Source organism: Nostoc sp. CMAA1605 (assembly GCF_021596505.1).
Lineage (GTDB): Bacteria > Cyanobacteriota > Cyanobacteriia > Cyanobacteriales > Nostocaceae > Trichormus.
In genome coordinates this window covers 15,898-28,593 of sequence record NZ_PJIZ01000102.1, presented here as the reverse complement: position 1 = coordinate 28,593, position 12,696 = coordinate 15,898, and the positions used below count along the sequence as shown (strand labels likewise).

Annotated in this window: 16 protein-coding genes and 2 pseudogenes; 12 read left to right on the top strand and 6 right to left on the bottom strand. The window is 40.3% G+C overall.

Features of this window, described 5'->3' with window-relative positions:
• Window positions 1-52 precede the first annotated feature (52 nt).
• Window positions 53-426 (top strand): annotated as a pseudogene (locus CV014_RS25050) (hypothetical protein).
• A gap of 113 nt (window positions 427-539) precedes the next feature.
• Here the strand turns inward: CV014_RS25050 and CV014_RS25045 are convergent.
• Window positions 540-986 (bottom strand): annotated as a pseudogene (locus tag CV014_RS25045) (hydrogenase maturation protease).
• Window positions 987-1,020: 34 nt separating this feature from the next.
• On the opposite strand from CV014_RS25045, the gene CV014_RS25040 reads away from it, so the two are divergent.
• Together CV014_RS25040 and CV014_RS25035 are read left to right on the top strand one after the other, a co-directional pair.
• On the top strand, window positions 1,021-1,488 hold the full coding sequence (locus tag CV014_RS25040; RefSeq protein ID WP_236144496.1) for a hypothetical protein: 468 nt from the start codon (window positions 1,021-1,023) through the stop codon (window positions 1,486-1,488).
• 82 nt (window positions 1,489-1,570) lie between these two features.
• Window positions 1,571-2,188, top strand: coding sequence for an epsilon-toxin family protein (locus CV014_RS25035; protein WP_236144495.1), 618 nt, complete (start codon window positions 1,571-1,573; stop codon window positions 2,186-2,188).
• 209 nt (window positions 2,189-2,397) lie between these two features.
• Here CV014_RS25035 and CV014_RS25030 read toward each other — a convergent pair whose 3' ends face one another.
• On the bottom strand, window positions 2,398-2,820 hold the full coding sequence (locus CV014_RS25030) for a hypothetical protein (RefSeq protein ID WP_236144494.1): 423 nt from the start codon (window positions 2,818-2,820) through the stop codon (window positions 2,398-2,400).
• 374 nt (window positions 2,821-3,194) lie between these two features.
• On the opposite strand from CV014_RS25030, the gene CV014_RS25025 reads away from it, so the two are divergent.
• Window positions 3,195-3,764: a DUF732 domain-containing protein gene (locus tag CV014_RS25025; RefSeq protein ID WP_236144493.1), complete on the top strand. Its 570-nt coding sequence runs from the start codon at window positions 3,195-3,197 to the stop codon at window positions 3,762-3,764.
• Between the two features lie 219 nt (window positions 3,765-3,983).
• Entirely contained in the window at window positions 3,984-4,562 is a 579-nt protein-coding gene (locus CV014_RS25020) for a hypothetical protein (RefSeq protein ID WP_236144492.1), read from the top strand.
• Window positions 4,563-4,861: 299 nt separating this feature from the next.
• Here CV014_RS25020 and CV014_RS25015 read toward each other — a convergent pair whose 3' ends face one another.
• Window positions 4,862-5,785, bottom strand: coding sequence for a nucleoside hydrolase (locus CV014_RS25015; RefSeq protein WP_236144491.1), 924 nt, complete (start codon window positions 5,783-5,785; stop codon window positions 4,862-4,864).
• 16 nt (window positions 5,786-5,801) lie between these two features.
• Here CV014_RS25015 and CV014_RS25010 point away from each other — a divergent pair, with 16 nt between their 5' ends.
• Window positions 5,802-6,233 (top strand): nucleoside deaminase, encoded by a 432-nt coding sequence (locus CV014_RS25010; protein ID WP_236144490.1) that lies wholly within the window; start codon window positions 5,802-5,804, stop codon window positions 6,231-6,233.
• A 166-nt stretch (window positions 6,234-6,399) separates the two neighbouring features.
• On the opposite strand, the gene CV014_RS25005 is transcribed toward CV014_RS25010, so the two are convergent.
• The 3 genes from CV014_RS25005 to CV014_RS24995 all read right to left on the bottom strand — a co-directional run bounded on the left by CV014_RS25005 (window position 6,400) and on the right by CV014_RS24995 (window position 8,744).
• On the bottom strand, window positions 6,400-7,131 hold the full coding sequence (locus CV014_RS25005) for a phycobilisome rod-core linker polypeptide (protein ID WP_236144489.1): 732 nt from the start codon (window positions 7,129-7,131) through the stop codon (window positions 6,400-6,402).
• Window positions 7,132-7,591: 460 nt separating this feature from the next.
• Complete coding sequence (locus CV014_RS25000) at window positions 7,592-8,173, bottom strand: hypothetical protein (RefSeq protein ID WP_236144488.1); 582 nt, start codon at window positions 8,171-8,173, stop codon at window positions 7,592-7,594.
• The gene (locus CV014_RS24995; protein WP_236144487.1) at window positions 8,142-8,744 is read right to left on the bottom strand and encodes a phycobiliprotein lyase; all 603 of its coding nucleotides are present in this window, start codon (window positions 8,742-8,744) and stop codon (window positions 8,142-8,144) included. Before CV014_RS24995 ends, CV014_RS25000 begins: the two co-directional genes overlap by 32 nt.
• Before the next feature lie 70 nt (window positions 8,745-8,814).
• Here CV014_RS24995 and CV014_RS24990 point away from each other — a divergent pair, with 70 nt between their 5' ends.
• From CV014_RS24990 to CV014_RS24965, 6 genes are all read left to right on the top strand, one after another.
• Window positions 8,815-8,973: a hypothetical protein gene (locus CV014_RS24990; protein ID WP_236144486.1), complete on the top strand. Its 159-nt coding sequence runs from the start codon at window positions 8,815-8,817 to the stop codon at window positions 8,971-8,973.
• 122 nt (window positions 8,974-9,095) lie between these two features.
• Entirely contained in the window at window positions 9,096-9,266 is a 171-nt protein-coding gene (locus CV014_RS24985) for an NblA/ycf18 family protein (RefSeq protein ID WP_103140533.1), read from the top strand.
• A gap of 237 nt (window positions 9,267-9,503) precedes the next feature.
• Window positions 9,504-10,058, top strand: a complete 555-nt coding sequence (gene cpeB, locus CV014_RS24980) for a C-phycoerythrin subunit beta (protein ID WP_103135427.1) — start codon at window positions 9,504-9,506, stop codon at window positions 10,056-10,058.
• 81 nt (window positions 10,059-10,139) lie between these two features.
• Window positions 10,140-10,634, top strand: coding sequence for a C-phycoerythrin subunit alpha (cpeA, locus tag CV014_RS24975; protein ID WP_103135428.1), 495 nt, complete (start codon window positions 10,140-10,142; stop codon window positions 10,632-10,634).
• A 263-nt stretch (window positions 10,635-10,897) separates the two neighbouring features.
• A complete protein-coding gene (locus CV014_RS24970) occupies window positions 10,898-12,187 on the top strand; it encodes a HEAT repeat domain-containing protein (protein ID WP_236144485.1) in 1,290 nt (429 codons plus the stop codon).
• Between the two features lie 14 nt (window positions 12,188-12,201).
• Entirely contained in the window at window positions 12,202-12,681 is a 480-nt protein-coding gene (locus CV014_RS24965; protein WP_236144484.1) for a GNAT family N-acetyltransferase, read from the top strand.
• Window positions 12,682-12,696 lie beyond the last annotated feature (15 nt).

Here is a 12,696-nt window from a genome sequence, read left to right as displayed (position 1 = left end):
GATGTGCTTTATGCAGTAGCAATTGGCATTTAATTTAGGATTGTGATTAGAAATGAAAGGGCAGAGTTTCTATTTTAATAGTGATGACTATCATCCTATGCAGCCATCATCGGCTGATATTATTTTGAGACAGCAACTAGAGTATTCGATTAGCAGGTATTTTTACGACGCTTGCGATCGCACTCTCAAAAATCTGTTGTCTAATTGTAGATGGTACGTCACAACTCAAGCCAATGCTATGAACATTGGTGATTGAATGTCCAGATCAAGTTACGAATGGCGGGTACTACAAAAACTCGTACCAATGGGTAAATTACTCAATCAATCGTGAGCAGTGCTAAGATTCGCGTTTGTCCTCCAGAGAGTGAAGGTGTACCTTTTGAAATGAGGGTAGATGAACTTTCTGTGTATCGAGATATGGCTTGAAAGGAAGCAGAGGGGCAAAAGAATTCAAAATTCAAAATTCAAAATTCAAAATTAAAGAATATTTGTCTTTGATTTTTTATTCCCAATGCCCTATGCCCTATCATAATTACGAATTATTTGAGTGATTTTTCAAATACCAAATCAGCAGCATTTTGCACCACAGGACTTAATCTAGTCCAAATCAAGACTCACAGCTTCAATTAAATAAACAATTACATCTTGTGGGAAATCTCGGGAAAGATTTTCTTTCCCGCAGCTATAGCATGATCCCAACGAAAATCATGCAGGTTATAACTAGGTTCTGGTAACGTTGCTAATTCTTCTCCAGGAACTTGAAAAACTGCACCAGGTTCTGAACCTGTGGAACTAGCATCAATAATTACTAATTTTTTACTACCCCTAGCCTGAAACATTACCTCCATCCCGGCTGTGCCACAGTCGTATATTTGTACGTTAGGATGAGGATTTTCAGCTAGGTATTTTTGTAGGCGTTGGGCAATGATTACGCCTACAGCATCATCGCTGCGATTGAGATTTCCACAACCAATTATTGTTAGCATAGAGTAATTAGCTACCAGTTTTAATTATGCTTTTATGTCGAATATTTCCGAAATAATGTATGGTCAATATGACATTTTGCTAAAAAACTCTAGTTATCATTTGTTTCCTGCATCTGTAGAACTTGCTTGCCGAGATTGGAATGATAACAGAGGAAGACACACTGACTGTAGAATTTTAATGAAATGGGCTAATGGTGAAATTGAATGTATTGATTGCCATTTTTTTGGAGCATTGAAGCTGATTCGTAGAAAACTAGCCTTACAAGATATTTATCCAATATGTTACGGCGCAAGTCGTAAAATTATAGTTACCGGAATGGCATTAGAGATGGGTTTAGGATTGAAAGTTTATAAAGCAAAAATTGGTAGTTATCCTACTCGCCGTGATTTAGTACGCATTTTTGATACTGGAGAAGATGTTGAGCCTGTTACTGTTGAAGTTCAAGAAGAATTTCAGCGTCAATGGGTAGAGTCAATTAACAAAAATCAAAGCATAGGTTAATTAAGAAAATATATATTGGTTAATTTGATCAACTCGCAGGCTCTAGTACATCTGATGTGCATAAAACTAATTGTGGGAACATATGATGACTTGTCAGCTTTCATCATTACCCACAATTAAGGTATCAAGCCCAATGGCTAAACTACAGTTCTCCATTGCTAAAATCGCCGCAGTTATTACTACTTTAGTTACACTCAGTTTTTCAGCTACTCAAACTCACGCTTCTTGTGCTGCTCCTTTGTCTGGTGGTAATTTTGAAGGACAGACTAGCCAAAGAGTTTCTATTCCTTGGGTTGGTGAAGGAAGAGTTGGTATTGATGTTGGGGCAGGATACAGTCATGCTGGGAGAAACAACGCTTGGATGCGGAATGTTTCGGGATGGAATGGTATCCGTCAGCGTGTCAGACTCCAGCCTAATACCCAATATGTGTTAACAGCCTATGTCCGCACTTCCGGTAATGTGACAGATGGTTATTTTGGTGTGAGAGATGCTAAACAAAAGGTGTTTACAGAATTGAAATTTGGTAGTCTACCTGGTTATACACCTTTGACTCTGAGATTTAGAACAGGTAATGAATCTGTGTACAATATCTTCACCGGATTTTGGGCATTAGGTCAAGATAGTTGGGTGCAAGTAGATGATTATCGCCTTTCTGGTGGTTCTTGTGATGATGTGAATTTAGTACCAGCAGATAATTGAGTTTTGCTAAATCTGTGCTGGTAAAACTAGTGTAGAGAGTGCGATCGCTTTACATTAGTACACAATTTAATTTACCAATTCACAACATTTTTCTTAATTTATTCTTAATATCATCTTACAAACAAGTTCTAAGAGAATTAAAGGTTACAGAGTATAGCAGCCAAAAAAATCTCCGAGACTGTCTCTGTAACCCATACTCTTGAAACTAATTAAAAAGTCACATTATATTTATCAGCCAATTCAGAAAGCTTTTCATACTGTTGAATTGCTGCTTCAGTAATTAATGTTTTTGCTTCGTCTGGAGTAGTGCCATTTTCAGGAATTAAATACTTAACATAAAGAGATACAAAATCTACCATAATAGCTGAACCTATTAACCCATGACTATCAGCTTCTTGTCCAGCCATTGCGGAGACAAGTCCGGTTTTAATGGGGTCTGGTCTACTTTTCATGAACTGATCAATCAGTTGCCAAATATATTCATTGGGGATAAGATTTTCCAGCTTACTTAGATCAGGAGTAAATTCTATCCCTGCTGATTTTGCCTGTTCTAAAATACACCATTCAACAAATTCTTTGAGGGCTGCTTCTGGAAGTTTAGGGAAATATTTATGGAGTTCTAAATTAGACACAGGCTCACCTTTATTTAACTTTTATCGCAGTGCATCAAAGCAAGCCTAACTTACTATTTATATAAGTTTTAGTGTGTTATGTTACGACAGTCGAAGAACATAGATAATCTGAGATTATTTACTTAGTGCGATCGCTATTTATCAAAGTTAAAGTAGACACAATAGATTCTACAGTTAACAAAACATAATACTAGCGTGTTAATAATGTAAAAAATCATTAATTAATCAGTGCTATTACGGTTATTTTTTAGCAAAATAAGTTATAAAAAGTGACAATACATCTAAATTTTTCCACCCAAAACAGGATTTTAGAGATGAATATTCAAAAAGGAATAAGTTTCGCACTTTTGATGCTTTTATGTGGATGCAGTGGAGTGAATAATTCTAATGTATCCAGACAAACAACACCTTCTAGCCAAACCACACCTACTGAGGAAACAACACCTTCTAGCCAAACCACACCTACTGAAGAAGCAACACCTCCGAGTGAAAATACATCTACCGAGGAAACAACACCTCCAAGTGAAAATACATCTAACGAAGAAACAAAGCCTCCGAGCGAAAACACATCTAACGAAGAAACAACACCTCCAAGTGAAAATACATCCGTGCCGTCATCAGAAAATAAACAACTTAATCAAACCGATTTAGCATTCATTGCTGATATTGAATCTTTTGCGCGTAATAATGGCACAACCTTTTCCGATGTGACTCCCGAACAAAATGTGAAAACTGCTCGTGATATTTGTACCGGAGTCAAAAATAATGGTGCCAGCACAGCTATTAAAACGTTTTTTAACGCTATAACAACTCAAAATCCTAACTTAACAGAAGGCGAAAAATCTGCACTGGGATATATATTTAGTGCATCAGTCAAATATTATTGTCCCCAGTATCTCCCTGATGTGCGTAATTTTCTAGCTAACGAAAAAGCTCCTAGCTAAAACTTGGTAACGTGAATAAAGTCTGCGGCTTGAAGTCATAGAGAGCGCGATCGCTAAATCTTCAAATGTGCCAATATGTTGAGCGTATGTCAGTGAAGTTATCACTGGTTGCTAAAGTAAAAGCATTAGCTTATCGGGGAATTTGATACTATCAACATAGCAATCATGTCTCCGATAAGTTAAATGCAAACGCAAGCATTGTAGATTGGCAATAAAACTATGAGCAAGCACAAAAAAAGCAATCTCCAGTGGATTAAGGAAACTCTAGAACTCAAGCCTGATCATCGCTGGGAATCTCCATCAGGCTACAAAATTTTTGTAGCTAATCGGGGAGCTGTTCGCTTCAATGTCCCACAAAATTGGGTGTTTGAACCACAAGAAAAATCTTTTAAATTCATGGATAACAAACCACCCAAAGATGATTGCTGTCTAGAAGTATCATTTAATCAGCTACCCCCCCGTGATTGGAGTTTATTTCCTCTAAAATCTACCTTAAGAAAAGTGGTAGATGATGACAGTAGGGATGTCATTGAAAAGGGTGAAATTATTAGTGTCAAACGTCAAACCGCCAAGATTGTCTGGACAGAGATTAAATTTATTGACACCCAAACAGAACCACGGGAAGCTTTTTCACGCATTTGTATTGGTTTAGGGTCAAATGTGCAATGTTTAATTACCTTTGATTATTGGGCAGATCAAGCCGAAAAGTTAACACCTATTTGGGATGAAGTAATGCGGAGTTTGACATTAGGACTATATATCCGCGATCCTCAAACTGGTTTAGCGTTCCCTGATTAAATGATTAAAGTATACATAATAATAATCTGATGTGATTGGGAGAAAACATTTGAGTATAAGTAGTGGTGTGTCAAGACTAAAATAGTGCAAATATTTAGTTCTTGTGGTGTGGGCATATTGCCCGCACCGGACGGGCTAGAAGCCCATCCCACAAGAGAGTTTTAATGCAACATTTAAGGCGTGACACAGCACTACTTATCTATGTATTTTGTAGGATTTAAACAGCGTTCAGCCCTGAAAACATAAGTCAATTTGCTATCAAGCTGTACACAAATAAAAACCTTGAATTGTTGATGTTGCTATCTTGCCCATTGCTGCAAAATATAACTGTAAAAAGCATCTTTATCAACTTTATCCATAGCTAAAATTCGTTTGCCTCCAGAAACAATTTTCGTACGACCTTGACTAATACCACTAGTAATAATTTCCGTTTCCCACTCCCATAATTCATAAAGTTCTGGTCTTCCTAAATAGGCGGTTGCTAACACATCCCAGAAATAATAATCTTGCGGAATTACTAAGGCATAACATTGTCCTGCTAAATCAGAAATGGGATAGTGGCGTTGTTTGCCCATTTTTTGAACTAAATCTGATGTCACTGGTACATTATTAGTTAAATCCAAAGGACACATAATAATTTCTATTTGGGTTTCCCATACCTGCGCCGCCGAAATTGCATCCCAATAAACATTCCATTCTGCTGAACCATCTTGTCCAGCTTCTAAACTTTTTTCCACATTTCCAGGAACTTTTAAAGCACCACCCATCCAGACAATTTTGGCAATTTTAGATTCAATATCTGGTGCTTTTTCTAAGGCTACAGCTACAGTTGTAAGTGGCCCTGTTACCATGAGTGTGACTGGTTCTGGTGCTTCTCGTAACACCTGCACCATAAAATCTTGACCTGTTTGTTTCACTAAAGGTGTTGTGAGAAACTCATTTTGATTGAGAATTGGCAAATGATCCACAATCAACGAATCACGACGATATAAACGCGGAAAAGGATTAATACCGCGTACCGTACTTTCTGCTACTGGGATGTGAGAAAATCCCATCAAATCTATAATTTTGCGTGTAGCACTAACGGCTGGCTGTACATAACAATCGGCGGGTGTAACGACAACACCGAGAAGTTCAATATGTTCCATTGTCAACAGCAGCATAGTCGCTAGATAGTCGTCTACACCGCCATCGTGATCCATTAATACTAGTTGTTTGTTCATGAGGAGAAAATTAGATATGGATGAATTTATGCAAGCTGCGATTCAAGAAGCACAACAAGGTAGACAAGAAGGGGGAATTCCCATCGGTTCTGTGCTTGTCAAAGATGGCCAGATGATCGGTAAAGGACATAACAAACGAGTGCAAGATGGTGATCCTGTCACCCATGCTGAAATCGATTGTCTCCGTAATGCCGGTAGAATTGGCAGCTACAGAGGTACAACATTATATTCCACTCTCATGCCTTGTTATTTATGTGCTGGGGCTGTGGTGCAATTCGGGATAAAAAAAGTCATCGCCGGAGAGTCTAGAACTTTCCCCGGCGCAAAAGAATTTATGGTATCTCACGGTGTGGAAGTAATTGATTTAAATTTAGATGAATGTGAGCAGATGATGAATGATTTTATTACTAATAATCCTGAGTTATGGAATGAGGATATTGGGAAGTAATAACAATTTTGGATTTTGGATTAAAAGAGAATAAATAATATTAGGGACACAACTAACTTTGTGTCCCTAATATTGGCATTATAGATTGGATAGCAGAATATTGCAAAAAGTAAACTTTACTTTTTACTTTTACCTTTTGCCTTTTGCCTTTTTACTTGTTTTTTGACTAGTATGGCCCAATTTGGGGTAATACATTAAAGATGGGCAGTAAGTAGAAAGAGGCTATCAAAAAGACGATGGTGGCTGCTATCCACTGCATAACATCTTTGTTAGAACCACGTAAAAATGTTTGCCAGTTTAATGGTTCATATCCTCTCATAGAAGCTGGCAATTTGTCGCGGTAATCTGTACCGTAGCGTGCCATTCTTTCAAAAGGTAATTCACCTCTGGTTCGTTGTGGTAAGACCCGACGCAATTGATAGGGAACTGTAGAATCACCGAAGTTGGTGTTATATTCTTCGCTGTTTAGTAAATCGTCGATGAAACCTGATAGTCCTTTAGTAGCAATGACTATTGACCAAGCCAGTTTTTCGCGATCGCTATAAACTCTACGTCCTAAAATCCTTTGTACACAAATTTCTACAAAGCGATAATTATTGTTAGAATCGTAATTGAGTCGCCGGAAGGAATCAGATAAGGCTAATCCTCGAATAAAGTCTTTAACTGTGATTTGTCCAGCTCTAAGTTGAGATTCTAAAAAGATTTGACGATTACTAAACAACATCTGTTGTTCATGGAAAATCTGCCGATAAGCCGCCGCAATCAAAGCATCCATTTCACTGGATGATGGCAAGTTATCTGTTGTGTAAACTCTCGGCTGTTCATCACCAGGCACTTCAAAGGCAGTAACGCGCTGATTTTGGGATGAAGGGGCATATTCCAACAAGGGAATTGACATAACAAATACCTCTATGGTCTGAAGAATTCACCAACAAAATTCCGCCATTGTCATTAGGTAGATTAGCTGTTATCAATCTCCAAGAGAACACATTTTTTTTGTTGACTTTTGACTATTCAATGTTTACCATCAACAAACTTTATGGTTTCTCAAAATGTTGATTGATACAACTGCTATCCACATTGGGAATCTGAAAATTTAGGATACGACTATATAGGATTTTTGCCCTTTGATTTGCGATACAAAGCAGTAATTCGTAACATTTGATCGCTCATCTTTATAAGAGGCAGGGGGCAGGTTAATAAGAGGCAGGGGGGCAGGGGGCAGGGAGAAGAGGGAATTGTCGGTACAAACCAAACTTCTCTTTGAGAGACTGCGTCAAAAAGATGCTGAAGTGTAGCTTGCTTCCCCTTTTGATTGGCTTTTCTCCCCTGCGCCCTGCTCTCTTCTCCCCTGCCTCTTATGATTCTCCTCGCCAAAACGCCAAGGGATTTGGAGTGGCACGACAATGAGGATAAAACCGCAAGTGATAATCCATGCCAGATTGCCAAGCGGGGGGTGCAATCCCCAATCCTAGACACAAATGAGTTAGCGATCGCGCGAATTTCTCATGATGTCCAGGTAAACCCGCATGAGCATGGGCATATTCATGTACTACCAGCAGTAACCAATCTGCTGGCAGGACTCTTCCCACATCAATTAGGATTGTCATGGGATTAGTTTTAAGGTTACAAAAACCATCAACCCCAAAGCGTTGGGCTAAAGGAGCAGCAAAAATCTGCACAGTAGGTTGCTCCCAAGGGTGAAAACAATCGTGGCAAGCCTGAAGATAGTTTTCGAGTTGTCGGTTCACCCTGTCAATATGTTGACCGATCCAAGCACATATAGGGATGCGGTTATTCATATCATAAACCACATCTATCATTTCTGAGTCAAGAGCTAGACCCCTAATTCCATACAGGTAATCTAGCCCTCGCGTAAATGGATCATTACTGGTGGTGATGATTAATTTATCCACCAAAGAACGAGAAATATTCTGCACGTTGAACTACATTTTCGGCTGGATTCGCCAGCCCTTCTGCCCCAGAAGCATCTGCAATTCGGAACTCAGTACAAAATGTAGCTGTACTAAAACCGCCAAATCTTTTCACTGTACTGCTTCGCATCCGAATGCTAGAGCTAACAAACCAAAATCTTTCTACCGAACTCATCGTTTCGTATTCAGTTGTTAAAACTAAAGCATTTTCATCATCCATGTGATATTGCCCTACCACGGGGACAATTTCCGCATAGCCACGCTCTCTGAGCAGTGAACCTTGACGGGGATTATCTGCATCAGGAACTAGAGCAAATACAGTTGAACCTTCATGGTTTTCGTCTTCTCTATCCCATCCCATTGCCCCTTGCCAGGTGACATAAGCACCACCAATTGCCAATTGAGGGTCAACCTCATGGAGTTGGCAAATAGCGATTACTTGAGGATCATCAGCAGCCAAAGCTTGAACCTGGATTTCGGATTCTCCAGCTTCAGTTCTCTTAAAAGCAAGGTGGTGTGTTGTGCGTTGCGATCGCCATTTACCACTACTTAGCTGAAAAAACTCCATTGCATCCATAACTTAAAAGCAAACTCCGAACTACAAGATAACCCTATGCCTAAATATACCATTTTGTAGGGTATGGGGTATGGGGCATTGGGCATGGGGCATCCCTTCGGCTTCGCTCAGGGCAAGTGGGCATTGGGCATTGAGAATAAGATTTTTCCCCTACACCCTTAAACCCCTACACCTTTACCACAATGCCCTATGCCCCATGCCCTATGCCCCATCCCCATACCACCCCTAATTCCCAATCGTTTATTCGATAACGTCTAAAAACGTCTACTTGTCAAGTAGGTGTAACTTTTGTTAATCTTACTTTCAAGGGCTAGATGAAAATTTATATTGCGAAACAACAGGAGAGTAGGCATGACGGATATCCCAATGGAGCTGAATTTAGAGCAGAAATTCAACCTCAAACTGTATGAAGAACAAATAAAGGATTTAAGCAAAGAAGAATCACAAAAGTTTCTTTTGGAAGTATTGCGGCAGTTAATGGTCAAAGACAATATGATCAAACATCTTCTCAAACAGGTCTAGGTTTATCCTCTGAAATCATTCATACTTCATCGTTTCGCTGCTCACTAAGAATTTTACATAACTGCCAAATATCATCCCCTATCAGAAATACCTGATAGGGGATTGTTTGTTAAGGATTATTACTTTGTTTCTCATAACTGAGACTGAGACAGCCTTCATCTTTTATGTTCTATATTGTCTGGTTCAAGGAACAGGCAACCGAGTTTTAAAGATAACCAATATTCCAAGGAGAGCGAAATGCTTGACGCTTTTTCTAGAGCTGTAGTTTCAGCAGATGCTAGCACCTCTACTGTAAATGATATCGCTGCATTGAGAGCTTTCGTTGCTAGCGGCAACAGACGCTTGGATGCTGTAAACGCAATTGCTAGCAACGCTAGCTGCATGGTTTCCGATGCTGTTGCTGGTATGATCTGCGAAAACCAAGGTCTAATCCAAGCTGGTGGTAACTGCTATCCTAACCGTCGCATGGCTGCTTGCTTACGCGATGCTGAAATCATCTTACGCTATGTAACCTATGCGTTGTTAGCTGGTGATGCTTCCGTATTAGATGATCGTTGCTTGAACGGTTTGAAAGAAACCTACGCAGCTTTAGGCGTACCTACCACCTCTACCGTTCGTGCCGTTCAAATCATGAAGGCTCAAGCAGTTGCTCACATCCAAGACACCCCCAGCGAAGCTCGTGCAGGTGCTAAATTACGCAAAATGGGTACTCCCGTTGTAGAAGATCGTTGCGCTAGCTTGGTTGCTGAAGCTTCCAGCTACTTCGATCGCGTCATCTCTGCTTTGAGCTAATTAATTGCAAAATAGCAATTAACTCATAAGTATTGATATCCAACACCATTTAAATTCAAAGCCTTTCGGGAGATTTAAGAAATGAAATCAGTTGTTACCACCGTTATTGCATCTGCTGATGCTGCTGGTCGTTTCCCCAGCACCTCTGATTTAGAATCCGTACAAGGTTCTATCCAACGTGCTGCTGCTCGTTTGGAAGCTGCTGAAAAGCTAGCTGGAAACCTTGATGCAGTTGCAACCGAAGCTTACAACGCTTGCATCAAAAAATATCCTTACTTAAACAACGCTGGAGAAGCTAACTCCACCGACACATTCAAAGCTAAGTGCTTACGCGATATCAAACACTACCTCCGCCTCATTCAATACAGCTTGGTAGTTGGTGGCACAGGCCCATTGGATGAGTGGGGTATTGCTGGTCAACGTGAAGTTTATCGCGCTTTAGGCCTACCCACCGCTCCCTACGTTGAAGCATTAAGCTTTGCTCGTAACCGTGGTTGCGCTCCTCGCGATATGTCTGCTCAAGCATTGACCGAGTACAATGCACTTCTCGACTACGCTATCAACTCTCTGTCATAAGTTAAGTTAATTAGCTAGCTTGTGATTTGGTGATTCGGGTACTTGTTACCCTTGCAAACCTAGAGGTTCTTCGCTCTTTGCTTTGCCTGTAAAGGTTGAGTAATGGCAAATAATCTCTGGGTTTGTTTTGTTTGAGGGGGGATTGGGCATAGGGCATAGGGCATGGGCATGGGAACAAGGTAGATAAGGTAGCAAGTGAGAAAAACTGTTGACTATGGACTGTTGACTATGGACTAATGACTAATGACTAATAACTAATAACTATGGATAAACGTTTTTTTAATTTATTTAATCTCACAGAAGAACAGGCGATCGCACTTTTAGATACTCCCTTAGACCAATTGAGTGAGGATGATTCGCGGTATGTGGCGGCGGCTCATCTGGTAAACTTTCCCACGGAACAGTCAATTAATGCACTGATTCGGGCTGTACAGCAAACTGACCCTAGTTTAGATAATCGCATTGTGCGCCGGAAATCAGTGGAAACTTTGGGGCGACTTAAAGCTACTGTGGCTTTACCTGTAATTCGCACTTGTTTGGGTGATAACGATTGCTACACAGTGGAAAATGCAGTGTGGGCGATTGGGGAAATCGGTACAGATGACCTTCATTTATTAGAAGAAGTAGCACAGTTACTAGAAAAACCAGGGCAAACCCATAGAGTAATAATTCATACACTGACTAAATTTAATTATCAACCTGCTTTAGAAAGAATTCGCAAATTTGTGGATGACGCTGATCCACCTACAGCTAGTGCAGCGATCGCTGGAGTTTGTCGTCTGACTCAAGACTATTCTCAGATGAACAAGGTTGTAGCGATGTTACGACACTCCAATGTTTTGGGGCGGCGGTTATCTATCCAAGATTTGATGGATGCGCGTTACTATGGTGCCATCCCTAATATTGCCAGATGTCCAGTTTCCCTGGTGTTTCGGTTACGGGGGATTAGAACTTTAGCAGAAGCGGGAATTGCTAGTGGGGCAATTACATTCAATACCATTCAACCCCATTTAGAACAAACATTATACGACCATCCCCGAAGTTTAGATTTAGTCCATAGTTATAATCAACTACCAGAATTGTCAGTTTTAATACGTGGATTATACGAGACTGACTTTGGACGTTGCTATTTAGCCAGCAAAACTATTTTGGAACACTACACCAATGCCGCACCGGAGGCTTTATTTGCTACCTATGCGGAAGAAGCTAGTAATGATTATGGGGCGCACTTCCATGTGGTGAAACTATTTGGCTGGTTGAAACATCACCAGGCTTATGATTTACTGATGGAAGCCCTGCATAACAAACAACCACAGTTTCAAAAATCACGGGCGGCGGCGGCGATCGCCCTCGGTGAACTGGGTGATTCACGGGCAATTCCCGAACTCAAAGCCTGTCTTGAAACTAAAATCTGGGATTTAAAGTATGCAGCTTTGATGTCACTGGAAAAACTGGGCGATACCACTGCACACCAACAAGCAGCACAAGATAGTGATTGGTTGGTTGCAGCTAAAGCTTTAATCACCTTAGAAAACCAAGAAAAGACAGCCTAACTAATCCCCAATTTATGGATGCTATCAGGTTTAGAGAAGCTAACATCGACGATGATGCAACTATTGCGCGGCATTTTTTCCAGCTATGGCGTGATAATGGTGTTGCGGAAGCATCCATTCAAGCTAATTGGCTAGAAACAACTGTGCAATTTATTGATCATGCCAGACAGACACTAGCTTACAAAGCCTTTGTAGCAGAAATAAACGGAAAAATTGTGGCTTCCGCAGGATGTCAACTATTTGCTGGATTGTATCCCCATGTTCTCACGCAACAGCAAAGAAAATATGGATACATTTGGGGAGTTTATGTAGAGCCAGAATATCGTCAGCAAGGAATTGCTAAATCACTAACAAAAATGGCGATCGCCCATCTCCAATTCCTCAATTGCACTAGCGCAATTCTCCATGCTTCTCCTGCTGGACAGCCTGTTTATAGTAATTTGGGATTTAAGCCCAGCAATGAAATGCGCTTAGATATTGCTTGCAATGCGTAAATATTCAATCTGAAT

Coding starts and splice junctions, on each gene's coding strand:
- CV014_RS25040 (WP_236144496.1), top strand. CDS start 1,021: ATGTCGAATATTTCCGAAATAATGTATGGTCAATATGACATTTTGCTA.
- CV014_RS25035 (WP_236144495.1), top strand. CDS start 1,571: ATGATGACTTGTCAGCTTTCATCATTACCCACAATTAAGGTATCAAGC.
- CV014_RS25020 (WP_236144492.1), top strand. CDS start 3,984: ATGAGCAAGCACAAAAAAAGCAATCTCCAGTGGATTAAGGAAACTCTA.
- CV014_RS25015 (WP_236144491.1), bottom strand. CDS start 5,785: ATGAACAAACAACTAGTATTAATGGATCACGATGGCGGTGTAGACGAC.
- CV014_RS25010 (WP_236144490.1), top strand. CDS start 5,802: ATGGATGAATTTATGCAAGCTGCGATTCAAGAAGCACAACAAGGTAGA.
- CV014_RS25005 (WP_236144489.1), bottom strand. CDS start 7,131: ATGTCAATTCCCTTGTTGGAATATGCCCCTTCATCCCAAAATCAGCGC.
- CV014_RS24995 (WP_236144487.1), bottom strand. CDS start 8,744: ATGGATGCAATGGAGTTTTTTCAGCTAAGTAGTGGTAAATGGCGATCG.
- CV014_RS24990 (WP_236144486.1), top strand. CDS start 8,815: ATGGGGCATTGGGCATGGGGCATCCCTTCGGCTTCGCTCAGGGCAAGT.
- CV014_RS24985 (WP_103140533.1), top strand. CDS start 9,096: ATGACGGATATCCCAATGGAGCTGAATTTAGAGCAGAAATTCAACCTC.
- cpeB (WP_103135427.1), top strand. CDS start 9,504: ATGCTTGACGCTTTTTCTAGAGCTGTAGTTTCAGCAGATGCTAGCACC.
- cpeA (WP_103135428.1), top strand. CDS start 10,140: ATGAAATCAGTTGTTACCACCGTTATTGCATCTGCTGATGCTGCTGGT.
- CV014_RS24970 (WP_236144485.1), top strand. CDS start 10,898: ATGGATAAACGTTTTTTTAATTTATTTAATCTCACAGAAGAACAGGCG.
- CV014_RS24965 (WP_236144484.1), top strand. CDS start 12,202: ATGGATGCTATCAGGTTTAGAGAAGCTAACATCGACGATGATGCAACT.